The following is a 25,551-nucleotide window of genomic DNA, read 5'->3' as shown; positions in this document are numbered from 1 at the left end:
GATCGCAAACTAGGAGAGCAGGGAAGCCTGATGGCGGAGCTTACGATCCGTCCGGAGGAGATCCGGGACGCGCTGGCCGACTTTGTCCAGTCGTACCAGCCGGACGCCGCTTCTGTGGAAGAGGTCGGTACGGTCACTGACGCGGCGGACGGCATCGCGCATGTCGAGGGCCTGCCCTCGGTCATGGCGAACGAGCTGCTGAAGTTCGAGGACGGCACGCTCGGCCTCGCGCTGAACCTCGACACCCGCGAGATCGGTGTCGTCGTCCTCGGTGAGTTCGGCGGCATCGAAGAGGGTCAGACCGTGCGCCGCACGGGCGAGGTCCTCTCGGTTCCGGTCGGCGACGGCTACCTCGGCCGCGTCGTGGACCCGCTGGGCAACCCGATCGACGGCCTGGGCGACATCGCCGCCACCGGCCGCCGCGCCCTTGAGCTGCAGGCCCCCGGCGTCATGGCCCGCAAGTCGGTCAAGCAGCCGCTGCAGACCGGCATCAAGGCCATCGACGCGATGACCCCGATCGGCCGCGGCCAGCGCCAGCTGATCATCGGCGACCGCCAGACCGGCAAGACCGCGGTGGCCGTCGACACGATCATCAACCAGCGCGACAACTGGCGCTCGGGCGACCCGGAGAAGCAGGTCCGCTGCATCTACGTCGCCGTGGGCCAGAAGGGCTCCACCATCGCGTCCGTCCGCGGCGCCCTGGAGGAGGCCGGCGCGCTGGAGTACACCACCATCGTGGCCGCTCCCGCCTCCGACCCGGCCGGCTTCAAGTACCTCGCCCCGTACACCGGTTCGGCCATCGGCCAGGAGTGGATGTACGACGGCAAGCACGTCCTGATCATCTTCGACGACCTGTCGAAGCAGGCCGAGGCCTACCGCTCCGTCTCCCTGCTGCTGCGCCGCCCGCCGGGCCGCGAGGCCTACCCGGGTGACGTCTTCTACCTGCACTCCCGTCTGCTGGAGCGCTGCGCCAAGCTGAACGACGCCCTCGGCGGCGGCTCGATGACCGGTCTGCCGATCATCGAGACCAAGGCCAACGACGTCTCGGCGTACATCCCGACCAACGTCATCTCCATCACCGACGGCCAGTGCTTCCTGGAGTCCGACCTGTTCAACGCCGGCATCCGCCCGGCCGTGAACGTCGGTATCTCGGTCTCCCGCGTCGGTGGCTCCGCCCAGATCAAGGCCATGCGCTCGGTCGCCGGCCGTCTGCGCCTGGACCTCGCCCAGTACCGTGAGCTGGAGGCCTTCGCCGGCTTCGGTTCCGACCTGGACGCGGCCTCCAAGGCCCAGCTGGAGCGCGGTGCGCGCATGGTCGAGCTGCTGAAGCAGGGTCAGTACCAGCCGTTCCCGGTCGAGGAGCAGGTCGTCTCCATCTGGGCCGGCACCACCGGCAAGCTGGACGACGTCCCGGTCGCCGAGATCCGCCGCTTCGAGCGCGAGTTCCTGGACTTCGTGCGCCTGCAGCACAAGGACCTGCTGGCCGGCATCGTCGAGACCGGTCTGCTGGCCGACGGCACCGTCGACGCCCTGACCGAGGCGATCGCGGCCTTCAAGCAGGGTTACCAGACCGCCGACGGCAAGCTGCTCTCCGAGCAGGCCTGAGTCCGGTAGCGAGGGAAAGGACGTAACGACCCATGGGAGCACAGCTTCGGGTCTACAAGCGCCGGATCCGCTCTGTCACCGCGACGAAGAAGATCACCAAGGCGATGGAGATGATCTCCGCGGCGCGCATCGGTAAGGCGCAGCGCGCGGTGGCGGCCTCCGCTCCGTACGCCGACGAGCTCACCCGGGCGGTGACGGCGGTGGCCACCCGGTCCAACGCCAAGCACCCGCTCACCACCGAGAACCCGAACGCCGAGCGCGCGGCCGTCCTGCTGATCACGGCGGACCGCGGCCTGGCCGGCGGTTACTCGTCCAACGCCATCAAGGCCTCGCTGACGCTCACCGAGCGCCTGCGCGGCGAGGGCAAGGACGTCGTGACCTACATCGTCGGTCGGAAGGGTCTGTCGTACTACACCTTCCGCAACCTGGCGGTGGGGAACTCGTGGACGGGCTTCTCGGACAAGCCGACCTACGGTGACGCGAAGACGGTGGCGGCCGAGCTGATCGAGGCCTTCACGGCCGAGGACGGCGGCGTGGACGAACTCCACGTGGTCTCGACCGAGTTCGTGTCCATGCTGACGCAGGACGCGGTGGAGGCGCGGCTGCTGCCGCTGAAGCTGGACGAGGTCCAGCTCAGCGACCAGACGCCGGCCAAGTCGGAGATCTTCCCGCTGTACGACTTCGAGCCGTCGGCGGAGGGCGTCCTCGACGCGCTGCTGCCGCGGTACGTCGAGAGCAGGATCTACAACGCGCTGCTGCAGTCGGCCGCTTCCGAGCACGCCGCCCGCCGCCGCGCGATGAAGAGCGCGACGGACAACGCCGGCGAGCTCATCAAGTCGCTCACGCGGCTTGCCAACTCGGCCCGTCAGGCCGAGATCACCCAGGAAATCAGCGAGATCGTCGGTGGGGCCAACGCGCTCGCTGACGCCAGCCGCGGGAGCGAATGAGTATGACCACCACTGTTGAGCCGACCACGGCGACGGGCCGCGTCGCGCGGGTCATCGGCCCGGTCGTCGACGTGGAGTTCCCCGTCGACGCGATCCCGGACATGTACAACGCCCTGCACGTCGAGGTGGACAACCCCGACGGCTCGGGCAAGAAGACCCTGACCCTCGAGGTCGCCCAGCACCTCGGCGACGGCCTGGTCCGCGGCATCTCGATGCAGCCGACCGACGGTCTGGTCCGCGGTTCGCAGGTCACCGACACCGGTGCCGCGATCTCCGTGCCGGTCGGCCAGATCACCAAGGGCAAGGTCTTCAACGCCCTCGGTGACGTGCTGAACGTCGACCAGGCGGAGTTCGACTCCCAGGTCGAGGTCCGGTGGCCGATCCACCGCAAGGCCCCCGACTTCAAGGACCTCGAGTCCAAGACCGAGATGTTCGAGACCGGCATCAAGGTCATCGACCTGCTCACCCCGTACGTCCAGGGTGGCAAGATCGGTCTGTTCGGTGGCGCCGGTGTCGGCAAGACCGTTCTGATCCAGGAGATGATCTACCGCGTCGCCGAGAACTTCGGTGGTGTGTCGGTGTTCGCTGGCGTCGGCGAGCGCACCCGTGAGGGCAACGACCTCATCGACGAGATGGTCGACTCGGGCGTTCTGGACAAGACCGCGCTGGTCTTCGGCCAGATGGACGAGCCGCCGGGCACCCGTCTGCGCGTCGCGCTGTCCGCGCTGACCATGGCGGAGTACTTCCGTGACGTCGAGAAGCAGGACGTGCTCCTCTTCATCGACAACATCTTCCGGTTCACCCAGGCCGGTTCCGAGGTGTCGACCCTGCTCGGCCGCATGCCCTCCGCGGTGGGCTACCAGCCGAACCTGGCCGACGAGATGGGCCTCCTCCAGGAGCGCATCACCTCGACCCGCGGTCACTCGATCACCTCGATGCAGGCGATCTACGTCCCCGCGGACGACCTGACCGACCCGGCCCCGGCCACCACCTTCGCCCACCTGGACGCGACCACCGTTCTGTCGCGCCCGATCTCGGAGAAGGGCATCTACCCGGCCGTCGACCCGCTGGACTCCACGTCCCGCATCCTCGACCCGCGGTACATCGCGCAGAACCACTACGACACGGCCGTCCGTATCAAGGGGATCCTGCAGAAGTACAAGGACCTCCAGGACATCATCGCCATCCTCGGTATGGACGAGCTGTCCGAAGAGGACAAGATCACGGTCCACCGTGCCCGTCGCATCGAGCGCTTCCTCTCGCAGAACACCTACGTGGCGAAGCAGTTCACCGGTGTCGAGGGTTCGACCGTGCCGCTGTCGGAGACCATCGAGGCCTTCAACTCGATCGCCGACGGCAAGTACGACTCCGTCCCGGAGCAGGCCTTCTTCATGTGCGGTGGCATCGAGGACCTGGAGAAGAACGCCGCCGAGCTGGCGAAGAAGTAATCGCGGCCGGTAGCAGCTGAGTGACCGTGAGGGGTGGCCCCCGAGCCTGGGGACCACCCCTCACGTCGCATCGGCTGTGATTCCGGTCAAATCCGTGCCGCCGGTTTCATGCCGGAGGCGCGGGGCCGTTATTCTTACCGAAACTCCCGAGTAATCGGGGGTTGCATGAGCCTAGGAGCCCACGTTGGCTGAGCTGCACGTCGAGCTGGTCGCAGCCGACCGCAAGGTGTGGTCCGGTGCGGCCACCATCGTCGTCGCCCGTACGGCCTCCGGTGACACCGGCATCATGCCGGGCCACACCCCGGTGCTGAGCGTGCTGGAGACCGGTCCGGTCACCATCCGCACGGTGGACGGCGGCACCGTCATCGCCGCGGTGCACGGCGGCTTCATCTCCTTCGCCGACAACAAGCTGTCTCTGCTCGCGGAGATCGCCGAGCTGGCGGACGAGATCGACGTCGCGCGTGCCGAGCGCGCACTGGAGCAGGCCAAGTCCGACCTGGACGCGCACGCCGAGCGTCGCGCCGAGGTCCGACTGTTCGCGGCGCGCGGCCTCAAGGCCCACGCCTGAGTGTGCCGGACCCCGGCTTGGCGGGGTCGACCGACGGTCCCGGGGACGCGTGAGCGTGACCCCGGGACTGTCGTCGTAGTTGGTAGGTCAGCGCGGTCGTCCGGGACGACCGCAACGGGGAACGCGGGTAGCGAGGAGGTAGGTGAGCATGGTCCTCGCGCTTGTGGTGTGTGCGGCGGTCGTGGCGCTGGGAGTGATCGGCCTGATGGCCTTCGCGGTGCGCCGCCGCCTGATCCAGAGGGTCGGCGGCACGTTCGACTGCAGCTACCGGCTCAAAATGCCCGCCGACGCCTCGACGCAGCCCGACCTCGACGAGAACGGCAAACCCACCTCAGCCCCGGTCCCCCCGACCGACGGCAAGGGGTGGGTTTTTGGTATCGGCCGCTACAGCGGCGACTCGATCGAGTGGTTCCGGGTCTTCTCGTACGCGCCGCGCCCGCGCAAGGTGCTGCCCCGCCGTGAGATCGAGGTGCTCGGCCGGCGCTACCCGGAGGGCCAGGAGGAGCTGGCGCTGCTCTCCGGCTCGGTGGTGCTGCGCTGCCTGCACAACGGGGCGCCGCTGGAGCTGGCGATGAGCGAGGACGCGCTCACCGGCTTCCTGGCCTGGCTGGAGGCCGCTCCGCCCGGACAGCGGGTCAACGTCGCCTGACATCCACAGGAGCATCCTCGCGGGCTAGGGTGGGCCGCATGGTCAATCTGACGCGCATCTACACCCGTACCGGGGACGACGGCACCACCGCGCTCGGCGACATGAGCCGGACCACCAAGACCGACCCGCGGCTGATCGCGTACGCCGACGCCAACGAGGCGAACGCGGCGATCGGGGTGGCCCTCGCGGTCGGCGCGCTGCCCGAGGACGTGGCGGCCGTGCTCGTACGGGTCCAGAACGACCTGTTCGACGTCGGCGCCGACCTGTCCACGCCCGTGGTCGAGGACCCGAAGTACCCGCCGCTGCGGGTGCTGCAGTCCTACGTCGACCGGCTGGAGGGGGACTGCGACCACTACCTGGAGCAGGTCGAGAAGCTGCGCAGCTTCATCCTGCCCGGCGGCACGCCCGGGGCGGCCCACCTGCACCTGGCGTGCACGGTGGTGCGCAGGGCCGAGCGCTCCACCTGGGCGGCGATCGCCGAGCACGGGGACACCGTGAACCCGCTGACCGCGAAGTACCTCAACCGGCTGTCCGACCTGCTGTTCATCCTGGCCCGGGTGGCCAACAAGGAGCGCGGCGACGTGCTCTGGGTGCCGGGGGAGAACCGCTAGGCCCTGTCCTGGGCCTTCTCGGCAGGTTCCCCGGACTCGGCCACCCGGCCGTGCTCGACCCGCACGCCGGCCGGCGGTTCCTTGGGCCAGAGCGAGTAACAGCCGGCCACGATCAGGTTGACGACGGCCACGATGGTGAGCCTGATGTACCACTCCGTGAAGGTGCCGACGTGGGCGGCACCGTTCGAGAGCGGGACGAGCAGGGTGATCAGGGCCAGGGTGATCACGGCCGAGACGACGGTGCGGGCGGCGACCCGCCACTCGTGGCGGGTCCGCTCCGGGCCGTACTTCGGTGCGGGCAGCGGCTTGGGGCCGCCGGCGAAGCGGTACAGGAAGTGCCGGTCGGCCCAGGCGACCAGCGAGGGGCCGTAGCCGACCGAGAAGCCCGCGTAGCTCGCCGCCAGGGCGTGCATCCAGTTCGCCTCGGCGCCACCGCGCAGGTTCAGCACGGTCAGCGTGTACAGCACGAGGTCCACCGCCGGTAGGCCGAGCAGCAGCACGGTGCTGGTGCGGCGCCACCGCAGCAGGTAGCGGGTGGAGAGCGCGAGGCCGAGCACGATCCACCAGGAGATCTCGGCCGCGGCGATGAGGGTGACGATCACGTTCTGCTCCCGGTCGTTCGGCGGTGCTCCCAGCCTCGTGCGCGGGCGTGCTGGTGTCGTCGTCGTGCGGTGCCGTCCGGGCCTGCACCTTTCGATGTAGCGGGCTCCTCCGTGGTCCGGAGCCGGGCGGGCCGCCGGGGATGGTGAGATGGGGTCGTGCTCGTACCGTCCCTCCCCCCGCGCCGACTGGACCGGCTGATCGCCCTGTGCGGGCTGCTCGGTGGGGCGGTGCTGATCGCCTTCCGGGTGTACGACCGGGCCGATCGGGTGCCCTGGTGGGCGGTGGCGCTGCCGCTGGTGGTGACGGCGGGGCTGGAGCTGGTCCGGCGTACCCGGCCGGTGCTAGCGGTGTCGCTGGGCGGGCTGGCCTTCGCCGGGAGCGTGTTCGCCGGTGGTCTGCTGGCGACGACGATCATGTACACCGATCTGCTGTACGCGGCGGTGCTCTACGGCAGCCGCCGGATGTCGCGGGTGCTGCACCTGACCGGTGGGGCGACCGTCCTGGTGCTCTCCAGCCTGGTCTGGTACGCGGCCGGGACGTCCGAGGGGCTGCTGATCGTGGTGCTCAGCTCACTGGTGTTCCTGGCGCCGGTGTGGACCGGAGACCTGGTGCGCAGGCACCGGCAGGAGGCGGAGACCGAGCGGCTGCGGGCCGAACAGACCGCGCTGCTCTCGGAGATGGACCGGCGCGAGGCGGTCGGTGCCGAACGGGCCCGGATGGCGCGGGAGTTGCACGACGTGGTGGCCAATCACCTGTCGGCCATCGCGATCCACGCCACCGGGGCGCAGTCGGTCGCCCGGCGACGGCGGTTGGCGGCGGACGATCCACTGGTCGAGGTGCTGGCGGTGATCCGGGAGAACAGCGTCCAGGGATTGGCCGAAATGCGTCGCATGATCGGACTGCTCCGCGACAGCGGCGGGGGAGAGGCCGACGAGTCCTACGCGGCGCCCGACCTGGCCGCGGTGGACGCCCTGTTGGCCAAGGCCCGGGCGGCCGGGCAGGACGTCGGGCTGGAGTTCCGGCTGACCGAGCTGGGCGAGCGCGGCGCCGTACCGGTGCCGGTCGGGCTGGCCGCGTACCGGATCGTGCAGGAGTCGCTGACCAACGCGCTCAAGCACGCGGGGCCCGGACTGGTCGCGGTGCGGCTGGAGTTCGGCCGCGAGGAGCTGCTGATCGGCGTCGACAGCCCGTACCGGGGCGAGCCCGGCCGCGAACTGCCCGGCGCCCGGGCCGGGCTGGTGGGCATGTCGGAGCGGGCCGGGCTGCTCGGCGGCAGCTTCGAGGCGGGGCCGCGGGACGGGTACTGGAGCGTGCGCGCGGTGCTGCCGCGCGGCGGGGAGAGCGAGGGACGGGCATGACGATCCGGGTGCTGGTGGCGGAGGACCAGGCGGCGGTGCGGGCGGCGCTGGTGATGATCCTGCGCGCCGAGCCGGGGTTCGAGGTGGTCGGGCAGGCCGCGGACGGGGAGGAGGCCGTCCGGCTGGCGCTGGAGCTGCGGCCCGACGTGGTGCTGATGGACGTGCAGATGCCCCGGCTGGACGGCGTTTCGGCGACCCGGCAGGTGGTCGCCGCAGGGGCCGCCCAGGTGCTCGTGCTGACCACCTTCGACCTGGACGAGTACGTCTACGGCGCACTGCGGGCCGGCGCGGCCGGGTTCCTGCTCAAGGATCTGGAGGCGGACACCCTGGTCGAGGGCATCCGGACGGTGGCGCGCGGGGACGGCATGCTGGCGCCCTCGGTGACCAGGCGGCTGATCGGCGCCTTCGCCCGCCCGGAGCGGCCCGTCGGCCCGGAGGCCCGGGCGGCGGTCGCGGGGCTGACCGGGCGCGAACGGGAGGTGCTGGCCTGTGTCGGGGCCGGGCTGTCCAACGGGGAGATCGCGGCCCGGCTGGAGATGGCGGAGGCGACCACCAAGACCCACGTCAGCCGGATCCTGGCGAAGCTGCGGCTGCGCAACCGGGTGCAGGCGGCGATCCTGGCCCAGGACCTCGGTCTGACCATCTGACGAGCGTCCTGATCAACTGACCACGTCGGTTGCAGATCACACTCCCGATTGCTATTGCACGGGGGATCCGGGCACTAAAGTCCGGCGCAGAGCAATGCGGCTCCTTGGCGGCGATCCCTGCCCTGAGCCGCCTTCAGGGCCCGCCCGCAGGGCGGCGACGGCATCGGGAGACCCAGCCATGAGCAATGCGTCCAGCAAGCAGATCGCCGTGATCGGTGCCGGCCTGATGGGCGCCGGCATCGCCCAGGTGTCCGCGCAGGCCGGCCACCCGGTGGTGCTGCGGGACGTGACCGAGGAGGCGCTGCAGCGCGGCCTCGCGGGCATCCGCGCCTCGTACGAGAAGTTCGTCTCCAAGGGCCGGCTGAGCGCCGAGGACGCCGAGGCCGCGCTCGGCCGGATCACCACCACCACCGACCTGGGCGCCGTCGCCGAGGCCGACATCGTGGTCGAGGCCGTGTTCGAGAACCTGGAGGTCAAGGAGGGCGTCTTCCGCGAGCTGGACAAGCTCGCCAAGGACGGCGCCGTGCTGGCCTCCAACACCTCCGCCATCCCGATCACCCGGATCGCCGCCGTCACCCAGCGCCCCGAGTCGGTCGTCGGCGTCCACTTCTTCTCGCCGGTCCCGATGATGAAGCTGGTCGAGCTGGTCCGCGGCTACAAGACCAGCGACGGGACGCTGGCCGCGGCCCGCGCCTACGCCGAGGGCGTCGGCAAGGAGGTTGTGGTGGTCAACCGCGACGTGGCCGGCTTCATCACCACCCGCCTGATCACCGCCCTGGTCGTCGAGGCCGCCAAGCTGTACGAGTCGGGCGTGGCCACCGCCGAGGACATCGACACCGCCTGCCGCCTCGGCTTCGGCCACGCGATGGGCCCGCTGCAGACCGCCGACCTCACCGGGGTGGACATCCTGCTGCACGCCGCCCACAACATCTACACCGAGACCAAGGACGAGAAGTTCGCCGCCCCGGAGATCATGGCCCGCATGGTCACCGCCGGTGACCTCGGCCGCAAGAGCGGACGCGGCTTCTACCCGTACGAGGGCAAGTGACCCTACGGGGCTGAACGACCAGGTGGGCCGTGCGATCGGAGCGTCGTACGGCCCGCTCCGCCGGGGCGGGTGAGTTTCCTCACGCCGGGTGCCGCAGACGGGTGATTTGGGCGGTAATCGAGCGTAAGTGTGGAGAGTTCCTGCGTATATTCCCTCGGACGAGTGAAGTTGCTTCAGACCAGGGCGAAAGCCAGCAACCTGCGGCACTGCTCCACCGTCAGATGAGGGAACCCGGCAGAGTGACCGGGACCAGGCGCGAGCCGAGCCGTCACAGGCCTCCCGCCCGGGCCACGCACCCCGATCCACCCAATCCGGGAGCCACCCAGCCTCCCGGCCCGGCCCGGTACGGCCGGGGCCGGACCCACGCAGACCAGGCCACCCAGGCGAAGGAGGAGAGCATGCGCATCACCGGCGACCACACGGCGCTGGCCATCGAAGGCCGCCTCGACGTGCGCACCGCCGCCGACGCGCGGGTTCTGCTGCACCAGGCAGTGGACGGCGGTCTCGGCGACCTCGTGCTCGACCTGGCCCGACTGGAGTTCTGGGACGCCACCGGACTCGGCGTGATCATGGGCACCCACCGGCGGGCCGGCCGGATCGGCCGCCGGCTCGTGCTGCGCTCCGTCCCCGCGCAGCTCCAGCGGCTGCTGGTGGCCACCAAACTGCACCGCATCCTGGCGGTCGACGGCGGGATCGCCGAGGCGCACGTCAGCTAGCACGTCGGCCGGGGCCTGTCCGGGGGCATGTCCGCGGGCGCCCGGCCCGGGCGCCCTTCAGGCCCCCCGCCTGGGGCGATCCCGCCCCGACCCGCCCCGCACCCGGACCGCGCTGCACGGGCGGCCCCGGATGTGCAAGAGTCTGCCCGTCAGATGACGGCCGCCCGGGGCCGGCTGCCCGCAGCCCGCCCGCGGCCGCGACCGAGACGTGTGCCGGCCGGCGCGGGGCGCCGGCGGCCGACCACGATGCGGAGCAGAACGTGGCACAGCCATCCGGGGAGTTCCGGCAGGAGGCCGCCCGCACCCGCGGCGGCGAACTGGTCTCCGGCGGCCTGCTGGTCGGCGTCGGCGCCCCGGACGGCTCCGAGGCCCGGCCCTGCCCGGAGGAGTGGCGGCCCCGCCCGCGCCGGATCGAACGCAGTGAGCCCGCCCGCGGCCCGGTCGGGGGCGTCGGCCGCGCCGTCGGCCCGCTCGCCCTCGGTGCCGGGCCCACCGACCTGCCGCTGCTCGACCGCGAGGCCGACATCGCCGAACTGCTCGGCCTGCTCGCCGAGGGACGCTCGATACGCCTGGTCGGCCAGGCCGGCTCGGGCCGCAGCACCCTGCTGTCCGCCGTGGCCGAGGCCGCCGCCGACCTCGCCCCCGGCGGCGTCGTCCAGCTCTGCGGACACCGCCGCACCGCCGCCGACCTGCTCCAGGACCTCTTCGCGGCCACCCACCACGCCCCCGGCTTCCGGCCCGACCCGGGCCAGCTGGCCGCCCACCTCGCCGGGGTCGGCGCGGTCGTCGTGATCGACGAGGCCGAGCCGACCGGCGCCGAGCTGGAGGGACTGCTCGCCGCTGCCCCGGGCTGCGCCTTCCTGATCTCGGTCGCCCCCGACAGCCCGCCCCTGCCAGCCGACTCCCGGCTGCGGGACCACCTCGTCGCCGGACTCTCCCGGGCCGCCTGCCTCACCCTCACCGGCCGGCTGGCCGGGCGGCCCCTGGACGTCGCCGAGAAGGCCTGGGCGGTTGACCTCTGGTTCGAGTCCGAGGGCCTGCCGCTGCGCTTCGTCCAGGCCGCCGCGCTGCTGCGCCAGCGGGACGTCTCGGTGGACGCGCTGGTCGCCGCCGAGGAGGACCGGCGGGACGTCTTCGGCGCGGTCGACGAGCCCGCCCCCGACCCCGACCCGGCGATCCGGGAGGACGCGCTGCGGCGCACCGTGCCGCTGCCCTCCGTCGCCGAGACGGCCTCGCCCGCCGTCCGGCTCGCCGAGGGGCTCAGCGAGCCCGCGCAGGCCGTGCTGCGGCTGGCCGTCGCACTCGGCGGGGAGTGCCCCACCGCGCCGCACCTGCCCGCGCTGATCGACGTCGGCCAGGGCGAGAGCGCACTGGCCGAACTCGCCGACGCCGGGCTCGCGGTGTCCATCGGGGGGCACCACCGGCTCACCGCCGGCGCGCTCGAACTGCTCGCCCCGCACTGGCCGGCCCGCGGCTGCGTCGACGGCGCCGCCCAGCACTTCGCCTGGTGGGTCGGGCACAGCTCGGTGTCCCTGGCGCAGATCGCCGCCGAGGCCGAGGTGCTGATCGGGGTGCTGCTCGCCGACCGGACCGCCGGGCGGCACGAGGCGGTGGTCCGGCTGGCCCGGGCGGCAGCGCCGGCCCTGGCGCTGTCGCTGCGCTGGGGAGCCTGGGAGAGGGTGCTGGAGCTCGGGCTGGAAGCGGCCCGGCGGACGGGCTCGACGGTCGACCAGGCCTGGTTCCACCACGAGGCGGGCGTGCACGCGTTCTGCCTCCAGCAGCCCTCCCGGGCGCTCGCCGAACTGGAGACCGCCCTCACCCTGCGGTCCGCCGCCGGGGAGCAGCGCGGGGTCGCCGCCGCGCTGCGGATGCTCGACCTGCTGCGCGCCGACGGCCGAGAGCTGGCGGCCGCCGCGCCCGCCGCGGCGGCGCCGGGGCGCGGGCCGGTGATCCGCAAGATCGCGGCCCGGGTGCCGGCCAAACTGAAGGCCCGCACCGGGAAGCGGCGGCGGGTGGTGGTGGCCTCGGCGGCCGTGCTCACCTTCGGGGTGCTCGGGACGGCGGTGGCGATGAGCCTCACCGGGCCCGACGAGCACCGGGGGAACGACCCGCACGGGCGGCTGGACCAGGTCGGCGACACCGGCAACGCGCCGATGCCGCAGCCGTCCGCCGACCACAGCCCGGGCGGCGCGGCCGGGACGGCCGGCGCCGAGCCGGGCAGCCCGGCGGGGACGGAGACCGCTCCGGAGCCCTCGGCGAGCGGCAGCGCGTCGCACTCGCCGAGCGCCTCGCCGTCGAAGCGACCGAGCTCCTCGCCGGGCGCCACCGGGTCGCAGGCCCCGCAGCCGACCCAGCCGCCGGTTCAGCAGCCGGAGCAGCCGCCGGGCGGCACGGCGGGCGGGGGCAGCGCTCATCCCGGCGGCGGGACCAGCACCTCGCCCTCGGCGACCCCGTCCACGAGCGCGCCCACGCCGACACCGACCCAGGCGCAGACCACGTCGGCCACTCCGAGCGGCACGGCGAGCCCGTCGACGAGCTCGCCGCGCTGACCGGTCAGAACAGCTTGAGCTTGTCGTCGTCGATGCCGCGCAGCTCGTCGTAGTCCAGCACCACGCAGCCGATGCCCCGGTCGATGGCCAGGACGCGGGCCTGGGGCTTGATCTCCTGCGCGGCGAAGATGCCCTTGACCGGGGCCAACAGCGGGTCCCGGTTGAGGAGTTCGAGGTAGCGGGTGAGCTGTTCCACGCCGTCGATCTCGCCGCGGCGCTTGATCTCGACGGCGACCGTGGCGCCGTCGGCGTCGCGGCAGAGGATGTCGACCGGGCCGATGGCGGTCGGGTACTCGCGGCGGATCAGCGACCAGCCGGCACCGAGCACCTCCATCCGGTCCGCGAGCAGCTCCTGGAGGTGTGCCTCGACGCCGTCCTTGATCAGGCCGGGATCCACCCCGAGTTCGTGGGAGGAGTCGTGAAGCACCTCCTCCAGCGTGATGATGAGCTTCTCGCCGGCCTTGTTCTCCACCGTCCAGACCCCGTCGGCCTCCTTGAGGGCGCACGGCGGGGACATCCAGTTGAGCGGCTTGTAGGCGCGGTCGTCGGCGTGGATGCTGACGCTGCCGTCGGCCTTGACCAGGATGAGCCTGGTGGCGGAGGGCAGATGGGCGGAGAGCCGACCGGCATAGTCGACTGAGCAGCGGGCAATTACGAGACGCACGGTCGACCACGCTAGCCCACCGGGGCCAGTTGATGCGATTCCGAGACGACCGGGTGAAGAAAGCGCGAACGCAGCCAACCATGGAGGTTCGGCGGGCCCGCCGCCGCTCCCCGCGCTCTGGCGTACGCCCCCCAAGGCCGCTACGTTGTGTGACGGTACGGATGCGGGGTCGCTGTCAACGGGGATGGAGACGTCAGATGAACGATCTGACTGGATCAGGCCAATCTGGTGCACCACTGCGTATTTCCGGAGCAATCCCAAGGAATGACCAGCCTGCTTCGCCGTTGACTGCCACGCTGTTCTGACGCGGTCGGTGTTCAGGACGTCACGTCCCGTGGCGCCGCCTGCCTTCGCAAAGGTGCCGGAAACCCCCGTTCCACGTCCCACGGTGTTCCGGACACCGCCTGCGATTCGCCCACCCTCACTGTGAGCTTGGACTACGCATGACCACCCGGGCGCCGCGCGGGTGGACCGCGAGAGGAGAATCCATGTCGCTCGACGTCTCACCGGCCCTGCTGGAGAAGGCCGAGCGGGGCGAGGTCGACGAGCGGGAATTCGTCGACTGCGTCCGCGTCTCGCTGCCCTACGCCTGGGACCTGATCAGCTCGCTGGTCGCCCAGGCGAAGGTCGACGGCACCGACTTCGCCGACAACCAGGTACCGCCGCCCAGCGAGCAGGCCCGCGGCCAGCTGCTGCGCGCTCTGGCCAGCGATGCCATTCGGGGCGCCCTGCAGCGCCACTTCGGCGTCCGGCTGGCGTTCCAGAACTGTCACCGGGTGGCGGTGTTCCTGCCGTCGGAGGCCAATGCGGCGCGGTACGACCGCTTCACCTCCGTCCGGGAGCAGCTGCTCAACCAGTCCGAGGAGCTGCGGGACTGCTGACCCGTCCGGTGCCGCCCGCCCCGTCCCCCGGTGCGGGGGAGGGGCGGCGGCCCGGGAGCGGCACGCCCCGCTCGACCCGGCCCGCGGCGTCAACCCAGCTGCGGCAGCACCTCGGAGCCCAGCCGGGCGATGTTGTGCAGGGTCGCCTCGCGGTCGCCGCTGCCCTCCGCGAGCAGCGCGAACCGCCGGATTCCGGTGCGCTCGGCGGTGGCCAGCAGCCGGTCGGCGCACTGCTTCGGCGTGCCCACCGCGTGCAGGTCGCAGAGGAGTTCGGTGTACTGGTGCGGGTCGCGCATCTTGCGCTCACGGCCGTCCACGGTGCGGTGGGCGCCCAGCCCGTACTCGAACCAGCCCGGCATCGCGTTCAGCAGGGTGGCCCTGGCGGCCGCGGTGCGGTCGTCCACCTGGGCCACTCCGGCCGCGACGTGCTGGCGGGTCACCCGGCGCAGTTGCTCCTCGCCGCGCCCGGCGGCCAGCCAGGCGGTGCGGTAGAGCTCCAGCATCCGCAGCTTGTCGTCGTCGCCGGAGTGCATGCCGAGCAGCATCGGCAGGCCGCGCTCGGCGGCCAGCTTCACCCCGCCCGGGGAGGTGCAGGCGACCACGACCGGCGGGCCGGCCACCGGCCGTCCGGCGGTGGTGAGTTCCTCGCCCAGCCCCTCGGTGTCCTGGCGCTGGCGGGGGAAGCGCACCGGGCCGGACGGGTCGTCCAGGCCGAGCCAGCTGCCCAGGTCCGGACGGCGCAGCGATTCGGTGGCCTGCGGCACCACCGGCACCTCGGGGAAGTTGAACTGGGGGCCGTCCGCGCCCACCCGGGAGCCGCGCAGCCAGCGCATCAGCAGGTCCAGCCGCTCCGGGAAGCCCTTCTCGAAGGCGTCCACACCGCTGCCGAACACGTCCAGGTCGATCCACGGCCCGCCGCGGCCCACCCCGAGCGTGAAGCGCCCGCCGGAGGTGAGGTGCAGCAGCGCGGCCTGCTCGCCGAGCGCCACCGGGTGGCTGGTGGAGAGCACGCTGACGGCCGTGCCGATGCCGATCCGGCGGGTGCGGCCGAGCAGCAGTGCGGCGAGGGTCGCGGCGTTCGGGCAGACCCCGTACGGGACGAAGTGGTGCTCGGCCAGCCAGACGCTGTCCAGGCCCGCGCGTTCGGCCTCGACGGAGGCCCGGACGGTGCGCTCCAGCGCCTCGCCGTGGCTCTGCCCGGGGAACTGGGCGGACAGCAGGAACGCGCCGACCCGGACCGGGGCGGTGTCCGGCGGCAGTGCGCCGGCGCGCTGGGCGGCGGTCAGCGGCTCGCCCGCGACGGCGGTCAGCGGCGGGGCGGAGGTCAGCGTCGGGCCGGGGGCTGGCGGCCGTACGCCGACGGGTCGGCGGGTCTCGGCGCGCGGGCTGGTCTTGGTCATCCTGGGGGCCTCCTCGGGTGCACGCAGGGTCTGCGGGCCCCGCCTGTCCCCTCGTGGGTATCCGATGTCATGTGCCAATGGCACGCTGAACCCCGAATTTCCCCGATGATCGGGTGGATCTCGGCAAAAACACCGGACGGTCGGCCGAAGCCGTGATAGAGGCCCGGGAGACGGACCACCGGGCGGGGCCCGCCCCTCGGGCCCCTGCCCGGGGCCGCCGCGGCCCGATCCGGCCAGGCCCTAGGCTGGAAAGACTTCGAGCCCCCGGAAGAGAGGCAGTCCGCCGTGCCCCGCCGCAACCGGATCAAGAGCGCCGCCAGCCGCGAGAGCGCAGAGCCGGCCGCCGCCCCGCTCGGCGGATCGTTGCGCCGTACCGAGAACTACCAGGGCGACGACTGGGTGGTGCAGACGGTCGCGGGCACCTCGGGGCGGTTCTACCGCTGCCCGGGCTGCGACCAGGAGATCCCGCCCGGCATGGGCCACGTGGTGGCCTGGCCGATGCACGGCGGCGGGGTGGACGACCGGCGGCACTGGCACCGGGCGTGCTGGGGAGCGCGGGAGCGCCGGGCCTCCAACGTCCTGCGAGGCCGCGGCGCTCCGCGGTACTGACGCGCTACGGCCCGAACTCCCTCAGGCGTCGCGGCTCTTGAGCACCAGCGCACCGCCGACCAGGGCAGCCACGGTCCACGCCAGGCAGATGGTGAAGCCCGCCCACGGCCCGTACGGCTGGCCGTTCTGCTCGTACACCAGCAGCATTCGCGAACCGGCGTAGTCGGGGAAGTAGTGGGCCAGGGTCTTGACCTTCGGCACCGCCGAGAGGATCGGCGAGAGCAGGAAGAAGAACGGCACCAGCACGCCCAGCGCGAGCGTCTGGTTGTGCAGCATGGCGGTGACACCGGCCGAGAACAGGCAGATCATCGTCAGGTAGAGCGCGGCACCGAGCACCGCGCGCAGCACGTTCGGCTCGCTCAGGCTGGTGGAGTGCGAGCCCAGCAGCGCCTGGCCGACGAAGAAGGTGACGAAGGCGGTCACCAGCGAGACCGCGAGGGCCAGCGCGCCGAGCACCACCGTCTTGCCGGCGAGCAGGGTGCCGCGCTGGGGGACGGCGGCCAGGGTGGCCCGGATCATGCCGCTGCTGTACTCGTTGCCGATCGCCAGCACGCCGAAGACGATGATGGCCAGTTCGCCGAGCATGATGCCGGAGAAGGCCGTGCCGGTGGCGTCGAACGGGCTCTGGTCGTGGCGCCGGAACTCGGTGAAGTTGTTGTTGGTGAGCAGGGACAGCAGCGCGCCGATGCCCACGGTGACCACGAAGGCCAGCGCGAGGGTCCAGACCGTGGAGCGGACGCTGCGGATCTTCGTCCACTCGGAGCGCAGGATCGCCGGGAAGGACGCCATCTCAGTTCTCCTCCTGCCGCACCGCCGCGGGCGGCCGGTTGCCGTCCGCCTTCCAGCCCGCGCCCCAGCCGCCGCCCGGCGCACCTGGCGCGCCGGGCGCACCGCTCGTACCGGGCGCGCCCCGGCCCGGGCCGTCGCCCGCGTGGTACTCCACCGAGTCCGCCGTCATCTGCATGAACGCCTCCTCCAACGAGGCCTGCTGCGGGCTGAGTTCGTGCAGTACCACGCCGTGCGAGGCGGCCAGCTCGCCGAGGGCCGCGAGGTCGCCGTCGACCACCTCGCAGGAGCCGTCCGGTCCCGGCTCGTGCCGCAGGCCGGCCCCGGCCAGGACGTCCAGCAGGCGCTCGGGCTGGGGGCTGCGCAGCCGTACGGCGGAGCGGGAGTTGCGCCGGATGAACTCCGACATCGGCAGGTCGGCGAGCAGCCGGCCCTTGCCGATGACCACCAGGTGGTCGGCGGTGACGGCCATCTCGCTCATCAGGTGGGAGGAGACGAAGACCGTCCGGCCCTCGCCGGCGAGGCGCTTCATCAGGTTGCGGATCCAGAGGATGCCCTCCGGGTCCAGACCGTTGACCGGCTCGTCGAACATGACGATCTCCGGGTCGCCGAGCAGCGCCGAGGCGATGCCCAGGCGCTGCCCCATGCCGAGCGAGAAGCCACGGGCCCGCTTGCGGGCGACCGGGGTGAGGCCGACCAGGCCCAGCACCTCGTCCACCCGGCGCTCGGGGATCCGGTTGCTCTGGGCGAGCCAGAGCAGGTGGTCGCGGGCGGTGCGGCCGGGGTGGACGGCCTTGGCCTCCAGGAGGGCGCCGATCTTCTTGAGCGGTTCGCTGAGCTGCCCGTAGCGTCTGCCGTCGATGGTGACCCTGCCACCGGTCGGTCGGTCCAGGTCGAGGATCATGCGCATGGTGGTGGACTTCCCCGCGCCGTTGGGGCCGAGGAAGCCGGTGACCACCCCCGGGGGAACGGTGAAGCTGAGCCGGTCCACCGCGAGCGTCTTGCCATAACGTTTTGTCAGGTCGTGCAACTCGATCATTGGCGCTCCCTTACTCGCTGTCAGGCTAGGACAAAGCAGATAGGGCGGCCCGCTGAGTGGGCCTGCCGGGCCCGCCCGAATACGGTGGGCGCATGAGCGAGCGAATCATCGAGAGGTGCGCGTTGGGTCATGCCCCTGCCGAGCGAAGCGAGGTGAGCGCATGAGTCGGCTCCCCTCCACAGTGTCCGTCCGCGAGAGCGGTAGCGGAACACCCCTCGTGCTCCTGCACGCCTTTCCGTTGAACGCCTCGATGTGGTCCGCCCAGCTGGACGCGCTGCCCGGGCCGACCGGGGACGAGGCCCGGGTGCTCGCCCCCGACCAGCGGGGTTTCGGGGGCACCGAGCTGGGTGCGGACGAGCCCTCGCTGGACCTGGTCGCCGACGACCTGGCGCTGCTCCTGGACGCGGCCGGGATCGACCGCGCGGTGGTCGGCGGGCTCTCGATGGGCGGCTACGTGGCACTCGCCTTCGCCCGCCGCCACCCGGACCGGCTGGCCGGGCTGCTGCTGTCCAACACCCGGGCCACCGCCGACACCGACGCCGCCCGGGCCAACCGGGAGCGGATCGCCGCCGCCGTCACCGCCCGGGACAGCGTCCAGCTGCTGCTGGACGAACGGGTGGCCGCCGGACAGCTCGGGCCCGACTCCCAGCACCTGGTGGAGCGGGTGCAGGCGATGGTGGCCGCCGCCCCGCCCGCCGCCGTCGCGTGGGCCCAGCGGGCCATGGCGGCCCGTCCGGACTCGCTGGACGTACTGGCCGGGCTCCGGGTGCCGCTCGCGGTGGTCGCGGGCGCCCTGGACGCCCTGGCGCCACTGGAGGAGGCCGAACGGATGGTCCAGGCCGGTCCGGACGCCGAGCTGACCGTCGTCCCCGGCGTGGGCCACCTCAGCGCCCTGGAGTCCCCGGGGGCGTTCGACGCCGCCGTCCGCCGGCTGCTCGCCCGGGTGGCCGCCGGATGAGCCCGGACGCGGCCGGCTGGGACTTCTCGGCCCTGGAGGTGACCGGCCGGATGCCGGTGACGAACCGCGGCGAGGGGCTGGTGGAGCTGACCCTGGAGCCGCTCGGCGAGGACTACTGGCTGCGCCCCGGGGAGACCTTCATCGTCACCTCGTACGGCGACCACGGGTCCGGACACCCGTTCGAGGTGCAGTACTGGCCCGACTCCGTGTCGGTCTGGTGCACCTCCTGGTTCGGCACCGTCTCGGACGACGAGGGCAACCAGCTCAGCAGCGGGCACCAGCGGCCCGACGGCGCCTACCCCCGCTGAGGCTCGTGCCGGAAAAGGGCCCCGAGATGGTGACGGGGAGACAGCCGACAGGCCCTCACCCGGGAGGGTGAGGGCCTGTCGCAAGGACCGCGCCGGCGGCCCGGGTCAGCGCGACTGCTGGGCGGGCACGCCCATGGTGTCGTCGTTCGGCAGCGAGGCGGCGGCCACGGCCGCGCCGGTCAGCGTCGCCAGCATCTCGCGGACGTTGGTCAGCTGGGCGTTGATGCTGTCGCGGCGGTTGGTCAGCGCCGCCAGCTCCCGCTCGGACTCGCTGCGGATGCGGTCCGCCTTGGCGTTGGCGTCCGCCACGATGTCCTCGGACTGGCGCTGGGCCGTCTCGACGGTCTGGCGGGCCCGGCGCTCGGCGTCGGTGCGCAGCTTCTCGGCCTCCAGGCGCAGCTGCTCGGCCCGGTGCTCGATCTCGGCGAGGCGCTTCTCGGCCTTGGCCTGACGGGCGGCCAGATCGCGCTCCGACTGCTCCCGGCGCTTGGCCAGGTTGGTCTCGAACTCCAGCGCGGCCTGGGCGGCCTTGGTGCGGGTCTCCTCGAAGAGGGCGTCCGCCTCCTCACGCTTGTTCTGGGCGTCCTTGTTGGCCTCGGCGCGCAGCTGGGCGGAGTCGCTCTTCGCCTTGTCGACGATCCGCAGACCCTCGTCCTCCGCCTTGGCCTTGCGGTCCTTGGCGTAGTTCTCGGCCTCGGTGCGGACCTGCTGGGCGGCGGCCTCGGCCAGCTCGCGGTGCTGCTCGGCGGCGCGGTGCGCCTCGTCGCGCAGGTCCTTGGCCTCCTCCTCGGCCAGTCGCAGGATCTTCTCGACCCGGGCACCGAGACCGGCGTACGAGGGCTCCTGCTCGGCGACCGCCGCCTGGGCGGTCTGCGTCTCCAGGTGGAGCTCCTCGATGCGCTTCTCCAGCGCGCTGATCCGGGTCAAGGCACTGTCACGGTCGGCCACCAGCTTGGTGATCCGCTCGTCGACCTGGGCGCGCTCGTACCCACGGCGCACCAGGTCGAAGCCGTGAGGGGAGTGACTGTCGCTCATGGGACTCTGGGCTTCCTGTCGTCAAACCGCTGAGGTGGTTGAGGGAATCCTGACACGGTACCGGAGTGTCGGCGGCGAAATGCCGTTCTCTCACGGACAATGACCGCCAATGTCCGCTCAATCGGGTGGTGCGTTCTTGGAGCGATTGCCACCCGACCGGGGGGAGCCAACTCCGGCACCGGCCTTGGCGCCCCCGTCCTTCTTGGTGTTGCTTCCCCCGTTGGTCTGGGCGACCGGTGACGGTGCCTCGAACGCCTCCAGCGCCGACAGCACGTCCTGGACCCTGGAGATCTCGGTGTTGATGTCCTTGCGGCGGCGCACCAGCTCGTCCAGCTCCCGCCGACCCTCGTCGGTGACCCGCTCGGCCTCCGCCTTCGCCTCGGCGATCAGCCGCTCGGCCTCCGCCTTCGCCAGCTCGATCTGCTCGTCCGCGGTGCGGTCGGCCTCGTGCAGCCGCTTCTCCGCCTCGGCGGCCGCCTTGTCGAGCCGCTCCTCGGCCTCCGCCTCGGCCGACGCCAGCTTGGCCTCGGCCTTCTCGATCAGCGTCTCGGCGCGGTCGGTGGAGTTGGCGAGCTTGGTCTCCGCCTCCTTCAGCAGGCCCTCCGCCTTGCGGACGGCGGACAGCCGGACCTTGCTGGCCTCCGCGGAGGCCTCCGAGGTGAGCTCGGCGGCCCGCTCCTCGGCGGCGGCGACCAGGGCGGCGGCCCGCTCCTCGGCCTCGGCGACGGTGGCCACCGCCTGCTCCTCGGCCTCCGTCAGCTGCTCCTGAGCGGCCGTCACCAGCGCGTCCACCCGCTCGCCGGCCGACTTCATCGCCGCCGCGTTCTCCTTGCGGGCCCGCTCGTGCAGCGCCTCCACCTCGGCGTCGGTGCGCTCGCGCAGCTCCTCGGCGCGCTCGCGGATCGCGGTGGCGTCCCGGCGGGCCTCGGCGAGCAGGGCGTCCGCGTCGGAGCGGCCCTTCTCGACCTCGGCCTGACCGGCGGCCTCGCCGGCCGCGACCAGCCGGTCGGCCTCCTTGCGGGCGGCGGCGACCATCGCGTCCGCCTGCTCCTCGGCGGCGGCGGTGGTGGCCAGCGCGGTGGTCTGGGCGTCCTCGCCGAGCGACTCGGCGTCCGCGAAGGCCTTCTCCAGGACGGACTTGGCCTGGTCCCGGGTGGCCTTGTCGAACTGCTCGGCGGCCTCCCGGGTCTCCGCGTCGTAGGCGTCGGCGCGGGTGCGGGTGGCGGCGTCGTACTCCTCGGCCAGGGTGCGGGTGGCGAGGGCGTACTCCTCGGCCTCGGCGCGCAGCCCGGCGGCCAGCTCCTCGGCCTCGGCGACGGTCCGGGCGCCCTGGGCCTCGGCCTCGGCCACCGTACGGGCGGCCTGGGCCTCGGCGTCGGCTCGCAGCTGCTCGGCCGCCTCCCGGGCGGCGCGCAGCTCCGCCTCGGCGTCGGCGCGCAGCTGCTCGTCGTAGGCCTGGGCCTCGGCGCGCTGACGGCCGAGCTCGGCCTCGGCGGCCTCGCGCTCGGCGGTGAGCTCCAGCTCGGTCTGCTCGCGCAGGGCGGTGGTCTCGGCCTCGGTCCGGGCGCGCAGGTCGGCGCTGTACCGGTCGGCGGCCTCGCGCTGCTCGGCGCTGTACCGCTCGGCCGCCTCGCGCTGCTCGGCGGTCTCCCGGTCGGCCAGGTCGCGCACCTCGGCGGAGTACCGCTCGGCGGCCTCGCGCTGCTCGGTCGTCTCGCGCTCGGCGAGGGCGCGGGTCTCCGCAGCGGCCTGCTCCGCCCGGTCGCGGGTGTCCGCGGCCTCCTGCTCGGCGGTGGCGCGCAGCGCGGCGATCTGCTCGGCGGCGGCCTCGTGCAGGCCGGCCACCGACTGGCGGACCTCGGCGGCCTCCTCCTCGGCGGCGGCGACCAGCTCGGCGCCCTCGGCCCTGGCGGCGGCGACCACGTCCTCGCCGTCGGCCCGCGCCTGCTCCAGGACGGCGGTGGCCTCGGCGCGGATGTCGTCGGCGGTGGCGCGGGCCTCGGACAGCTCCCGGCCGGCCTCGGCCCGTACGGTCTCGGCCTGCTCGTTGGCCAGCGCCAGCTCGGCGGCGGCCTTCTCGCGGGTCGCCTTGGCGTCCTGGGCGGCCTCCGCCCGGCGCTGCTCGGCGGCGGCTGCGGCCTGCTCCAGCAGTTCGTCGGCCTCGGCGCGGCGGTCGACGGCGTACTGCTCGACCTCGGCCCGCAGCTCGACGGCGTGCTGTTCGGCGTCGGTGCGGACGCGGTCGGCGTAGGCCTCGGCGTGCTCGCGCTGCTGGGTGGTCTCCTGCTGGGCGAGGGCGCGCAGTTCGGCGGCGGCCTGCTCGGCCTGGGCGCGCTGCTCGGCCGCGTACCGGTCGGCGTCCTCGCGCAGCTCGGCGGCGTACCGGTCCGCTCCCTCGCGCAGCTCGGTCGTCTCGGCGATGGTGCGCTCGGTGAGCTCGACGGCGTGCTGTTCGGCGTCGGTGCGGACGCGGTCGGCGTAGGCCTCGGCGTGCTCGCGCTGCTGGGTGGTCTCCTGCTGGGCGAGGGCGCGCAGTTCGGCGGCGGCCTGCTCGGCCTGGGCGCGCTGCTCGGCCGCGTACCGGTCGGCGCTCTCGCGCAGCTCGGTGGTCTCCCGGTCGGCGCTCTCGCGCTGCTCGGCGGCGTACCGGTCGGCGGCGGCGCGGACCTCGGCGGTCTCCCGGGCGGTGCGCTCGGTCAGCTCGGCGGCGGCCTGCTCGGCCTGCTCGCGGGCGGTCCGGGCGCCGGCCAGCTGCTCGGCGGTCTCCTCACGCTCGCGCTCCAGCCCGGCGGCGGCCTCCTCGCGCTCGCGCCGGCTCTCCTCGCGCAGCGCGTTCGCTGCGGCCTCGGCCTCGGCCCGGGTACGGGCGGCCTCGGTGTCGGCCTCGGTGCGCACCCGCTCGGCGTCGGCGACCGCGGCGTCCCGGACGGCCTTGGCCTCGGCCTGGGCGTCGGCGGTCAGGGCCTGCGCGGCGGCGCTCGCCTCGGACCGCACCCGCTGGTCGAACTCGACCGCTTCGCGCCGGAGTTCGGAGGTCTCGCGCTCGGCGGCGGTCCGGTTCTCGGCGGCCGCGGCCTTGGCGGCGGCCAGGGCGTCCTGGCCCTGCTGCTCGGCCGCGGCGGTGATCTTCTCGGCCTCGGCCCGGGCCCGGGCGAGGGTCTGCTCGGCCCGTCCCTGGGTCTCGGCGGCCTGCTCCTGGGCCTGCTCGCGCAGCCGCTCGATCTCCCCGGCCGCGCCCGCGCGCAGCTCGTCGGCGTCGGCCTTGGCCTTGGTGAGCAGCTCCTCGGCGTTCTTCGCCGACTCCTCGATCTGCAGGACGGCCTGGCGGCGGGCCTCGCTGCGGGACCGGTCGGCCTCGGCGGCGGCCTGGGCGCGCAGCTCCTCGGCCTCGGCCCGCAGCCGGGCCGCCTCGTCCTGCATCTGCTCGATCCGCTCGCGGATCGCGGCGGCGTCGTCCAGCGCGGCGTTCTGGGCCTGCTCGACGGCGGCCTGGGCCTGCTCGCGCAGCCGCTGGGCCTCGGCCCGGGCCTCGGCGCGGATCCGCTCCGCCTCGGTGGCGGCCTCGGCGCGCGCCGTCTCGGCGTCCTGGTTGGCCCGGCCGAGCACCTCCTCGGCGGTCTTGGCGGCCTTGGCGAGGTGGACGGTGGCGTCCTTGGCGCCGGCCGCCCGGCCCTCCTCCTCGGCCTCGCCGCGCAGCCGCTGGGCGTCGGCCGCGGCCTGCGCCCGCAGTTCGGCCACGTCCCGCTCGGCCCGGGCGCGCAGCTCGGCGATCGCGGCCTCGGCCTCGGCCTTCAGCTGGGCGGCGACCGACTCGGCGGTGGCCCGCAGCCGCTCGCTCTCCTCGGCGGCGGCGGCCTTGGCGGCGTCCGCCTCGGCCTGCCTGGTGGCCGCCTCGGCGCGGACCGCCTCGGCCTCGGCGCGGATCGCCTCGGACTCCTTGGTGGCCTGGGCGACCAGTCGGGCGATCTCGGCGCGGGCGGTCTGCGACCGCTGCTCGGTGGCGGCCTCGCCGTCGGCGACCTTGCGCTCGGCGGCGGCCTCGGCGTCGGCCTGGAGCTGCTCGGCGGCCTGCTCGGCCTGGGCGCGCAGCTCGGCGGCCTCCCGGCGGGTGCGCTCGGCCTCGGCGATCGCCTCGGCGCGCAGCCGCTCTATCTCGGTCTTCGCGGCATCGAGCTGCTGCTCGGCACGGGCCTGCTCGGCGGCGGCCTGCTCCTTGAGCCGGCCGATCTCGGCCTGTGCGAGGGCCAGCTGCTGCTCGGCGGCGGCGTGGGCGGCAGCCAGCTCCTGCTGGGCCTGGCCGCGGGCGGCGTCCACGTCGGCGGCGGCCTGGGCACCGGCCTGCTGGGCGTGCTCGGAGGCGGCGCGCAGCAGGCGCTCGGCGTCGCTCTGGGCCTTCTGCAGGGCGGCCTCGGCGGCGGCCTGGGCCTCGCCGCGGGCGGCGTCGACGTCGGCGGCGGTCTGGGCGCGGGCGTGGTCGGAGAGGGCGGCGGCCTCGGCACGGGCCGCGGCGACCATCCGCTCGGCCTCGGCGCGGGCGTCCTGCAGCAGGCGCTGGGCCTCCTGCTCGGAGCCGGTCCGGGTCTGCTCGGCCCAGCCGTTGACGTGCTGCTCGGCGGAGCGGCGCAGCTCGGTGAGCTCCTCCTCCAGCTGGCGGCGGCGCGCGGCGAGCTCGGCCTCCAGCCGGGCGGTGCGCTCGGCGGCCTCGGCCATGATCCGCTGGGTGGCGGCCTGGGAGTCGCGCAGCTGGCGCTCGGCGTCCGCGCGCATCTGCTGGGCCTGCATCTCGGCGGTGCGGAGCATCTGCTCGGCCTGGCCGGAGACGGCGTCGAAGGCGCGCGGCTGGGCAAGCATGCGCCGGGACTCGTGCAGCTTGGCCCGGAGCACCTCCACCTGGTAGGCGAGGTCCTCGGCATGCTCGACTGCTTTGTCCCGCTCCTTCCGAGTCCGACCCATCTCGGCCTCGAACTGGGAGAGGTGATCGTCAACCTCGTAGCGGTCGTTGCCCCGCACTCCGCGGTCCCATCCATCTCCTGGTCGCGTCCTCGACCCGGCCGGTCCGGGGCGCCCCTGTCCGGGGTGCCGGTCCGACTGGTCCTTGCATCCGCGGCCACCGGACGACCCC

At 73.3% G+C, this 25,551-nt stretch carries 22 protein-coding genes; 15 read left to right on the top strand and 7 right to left on the bottom strand.

Features of this window, described 5'->3' with window-relative positions:
- Window positions 1–30: 30 nt before the first annotated feature.
- The 6 genes from atpA to BOQ63_RS18815 all read left to right on the top strand — a co-directional run bounded on the left by atpA (window position 31) and on the right by BOQ63_RS18815 (window position 5,828).
- Window positions 31–1,605 carry a F0F1 ATP synthase subunit alpha gene (gene atpA / locus BOQ63_RS18840; RefSeq protein WP_030282052.1) on the top strand — a complete coding sequence of 525 codons (1,575 nt, stop codon included), beginning with the start codon at window positions 31–33 and terminating at the stop codon, window positions 1,603–1,605.
- A 32-nt stretch (window positions 1,606–1,637) separates the two neighbouring features.
- A complete protein-coding gene (locus tag BOQ63_RS18835; RefSeq protein ID WP_030282051.1) occupies window positions 1,638–2,552 on the top strand; it encodes a F0F1 ATP synthase subunit gamma in 915 nt (304 codons plus the stop codon).
- 2 nt (window positions 2,553–2,554) lie between these two features.
- A complete protein-coding gene (gene atpD / locus BOQ63_RS18830; RefSeq protein ID WP_030282048.1) occupies window positions 2,555–4,000 on the top strand; it encodes a F0F1 ATP synthase subunit beta in 1,446 nt (481 codons plus the stop codon).
- 184 nt (window positions 4,001–4,184) lie between these two features.
- Window positions 4,185–4,568 carry a F0F1 ATP synthase subunit epsilon gene (locus tag BOQ63_RS18825; RefSeq protein WP_030282045.1) on the top strand — a complete coding sequence of 128 codons (384 nt, stop codon included), beginning with the start codon at window positions 4,185–4,187 and terminating at the stop codon, window positions 4,566–4,568.
- 148 nt (window positions 4,569–4,716) lie between these two features.
- Window positions 4,717–5,217, top strand: coding sequence for a DUF2550 domain-containing protein (locus BOQ63_RS18820; RefSeq protein ID WP_030057523.1), 501 nt, complete (start codon window positions 4,717–4,719; stop codon window positions 5,215–5,217).
- A gap of 38 nt (window positions 5,218–5,255) precedes the next feature.
- Window positions 5,256–5,828: a cob(I)yrinic acid a,c-diamide adenosyltransferase gene (locus BOQ63_RS18815; RefSeq protein WP_030282042.1), complete on the top strand. Its 573-nt coding sequence runs from the start codon at window positions 5,256–5,258 to the stop codon at window positions 5,826–5,828.
- Here the strand turns inward: BOQ63_RS18815 and BOQ63_RS18810 are convergent.
- Window positions 5,825–6,430, bottom strand: a complete 606-nt coding sequence (locus BOQ63_RS18810; RefSeq protein ID WP_050366572.1) for a hypothetical protein — start codon at window positions 6,428–6,430, stop codon at window positions 5,825–5,827. The genes BOQ63_RS18815 and BOQ63_RS18810 overlap by 4 nt on opposite strands.
- A gap of 156 nt (window positions 6,431–6,586) precedes the next feature.
- Here BOQ63_RS18810 and BOQ63_RS18805 point away from each other — a divergent pair, with 156 nt between their 5' ends.
- From BOQ63_RS18805 to BOQ63_RS18785, 5 genes are all read left to right on the top strand, one after another.
- Entirely contained in the window at window positions 6,587–7,789 is a 1,203-nt protein-coding gene (locus BOQ63_RS18805; protein WP_030282037.1) for a sensor histidine kinase, read from the top strand.
- Entirely contained in the window at window positions 7,786–8,436 is a 651-nt protein-coding gene (locus tag BOQ63_RS18800) for a response regulator (protein ID WP_030282034.1), read from the top strand. The genes BOQ63_RS18805 and BOQ63_RS18800 overlap by 4 nt, the downstream gene beginning before the upstream one ends.
- Before the next feature lie 178 nt (window positions 8,437–8,614).
- Window positions 8,615–9,484 carry a 3-hydroxyacyl-CoA dehydrogenase family protein gene (locus BOQ63_RS18795; protein WP_030282032.1) on the top strand — a complete coding sequence of 290 codons (870 nt, stop codon included), beginning with the start codon at window positions 8,615–8,617 and terminating at the stop codon, window positions 9,482–9,484.
- A 398-nt stretch (window positions 9,485–9,882) separates the two neighbouring features.
- Window positions 9,883–10,200 (top strand): STAS domain-containing protein, encoded by a 318-nt coding sequence (locus BOQ63_RS18790; protein WP_030282030.1) that lies wholly within the window; start codon window positions 9,883–9,885, stop codon window positions 10,198–10,200.
- A gap of 260 nt (window positions 10,201–10,460) precedes the next feature.
- Window positions 10,461–12,749: an ATP-binding protein gene (locus BOQ63_RS18785; protein WP_150475986.1), complete on the top strand. Its 2,289-nt coding sequence runs from the start codon at window positions 10,461–10,463 to the stop codon at window positions 12,747–12,749.
- Between the two features lie 4 nt (window positions 12,750–12,753).
- Here the strand turns inward: BOQ63_RS18785 and nucS are convergent, their stop codons facing one another.
- Window positions 12,754–13,413: an endonuclease NucS gene (gene nucS / locus BOQ63_RS18780; RefSeq protein ID WP_030282026.1), complete on the bottom strand. Its 660-nt coding sequence runs from the start codon at window positions 13,411–13,413 to the stop codon at window positions 12,754–12,756.
- Window positions 13,414–13,901: 488 nt separating this feature from the next.
- Here nucS and BOQ63_RS18775 point away from each other — a divergent pair, with 488 nt between their 5' ends.
- Window positions 13,902–14,294, top strand: a complete 393-nt coding sequence (locus BOQ63_RS18775) for an SCO5389 family protein (protein ID WP_030282024.1) — start codon at window positions 13,902–13,904, stop codon at window positions 14,292–14,294.
- A gap of 89 nt (window positions 14,295–14,383) precedes the next feature.
- On the opposite strand, the gene BOQ63_RS18770 is transcribed toward BOQ63_RS18775, so the two are convergent.
- Window positions 14,384–15,694, bottom strand: coding sequence for an LLM class flavin-dependent oxidoreductase (locus BOQ63_RS18770; RefSeq protein ID WP_079183668.1), 1,311 nt, complete (start codon window positions 15,692–15,694; stop codon window positions 14,384–14,386).
- A gap of 285 nt (window positions 15,695–15,979) precedes the next feature.
- Here BOQ63_RS18770 and BOQ63_RS18765 point away from each other — a divergent pair, with 285 nt between their 5' ends.
- Entirely contained in the window at window positions 15,980–16,303 is a 324-nt protein-coding gene (locus tag BOQ63_RS18765) for an Rv1322 family protein (RefSeq protein WP_046386830.1), read from the top strand.
- 21 nt (window positions 16,304–16,324) lie between these two features.
- Here BOQ63_RS18765 and BOQ63_RS18760 read toward each other — a convergent pair whose 3' ends face one another.
- Both BOQ63_RS18760 and BOQ63_RS18755 read right to left on the bottom strand, forming a co-directional pair.
- Window positions 16,325–17,092 (bottom strand): ABC transporter permease, encoded by a 768-nt coding sequence (locus tag BOQ63_RS18760; protein WP_030282018.1) that lies wholly within the window; start codon window positions 17,090–17,092, stop codon window positions 16,325–16,327.
- A 1-nt stretch (window position 17,093) separates the two neighbouring features.
- Window positions 17,094–18,128, bottom strand: a complete 1,035-nt coding sequence (locus BOQ63_RS18755) for an ABC transporter ATP-binding protein (RefSeq protein ID WP_030282016.1) — start codon at window positions 18,126–18,128, stop codon at window positions 17,094–17,096.
- A 160-nt stretch (window positions 18,129–18,288) separates the two neighbouring features.
- On the opposite strand from BOQ63_RS18755, the gene BOQ63_RS18750 reads away from it, so the two are divergent.
- Together BOQ63_RS18750 and BOQ63_RS18745 are read left to right on the top strand one after the other, a co-directional pair.
- The gene (locus tag BOQ63_RS18750) at window positions 18,289–19,086 is read left to right on the top strand and encodes an alpha/beta fold hydrolase (protein WP_030551370.1); all 798 of its coding nucleotides are present in this window, start codon (window positions 18,289–18,291) and stop codon (window positions 19,084–19,086) included.
- The gene (locus BOQ63_RS18745) at window positions 19,083–19,394 is read left to right on the top strand and encodes a hypothetical protein (protein ID WP_033350312.1); all 312 of its coding nucleotides are present in this window, start codon (window positions 19,083–19,085) and stop codon (window positions 19,392–19,394) included. The genes BOQ63_RS18750 and BOQ63_RS18745 overlap by 4 nt, the downstream gene beginning before the upstream one ends.
- A 105-nt stretch (window positions 19,395–19,499) precedes the next feature.
- Here BOQ63_RS18745 and BOQ63_RS18740 read toward each other — a convergent pair whose 3' ends face one another.
- Both BOQ63_RS18740 and BOQ63_RS18735 read right to left on the bottom strand, forming a co-directional pair.
- A complete protein-coding gene (locus BOQ63_RS18740; RefSeq protein ID WP_030282004.1) occupies window positions 19,500–20,429 on the bottom strand; it encodes a coiled-coil domain-containing protein in 930 nt (309 codons plus the stop codon).
- A 117-nt stretch (window positions 20,430–20,546) separates the two neighbouring features.
- Window positions 20,547–25,439, bottom strand: coding sequence for a polarized growth protein Scy-related protein (locus BOQ63_RS18735; protein WP_150475985.1), 4,893 nt, complete (start codon window positions 25,437–25,439; stop codon window positions 20,547–20,549).
- Between the last annotated feature and the right edge of the window lie 112 nt (window positions 25,440–25,551).

The sequence above is a fragment of the Streptomyces viridifaciens genome, assembly GCF_001888885.2.
Lineage (GTDB): Bacteria > Actinomycetota > Actinomycetes > Streptomycetales > Streptomycetaceae > Kitasatospora > Kitasatospora aureofaciens.
Note: the sequence above shows the minus strand (reverse complement) of the source record. Positions and strands in the feature narration are given on the sequence as shown.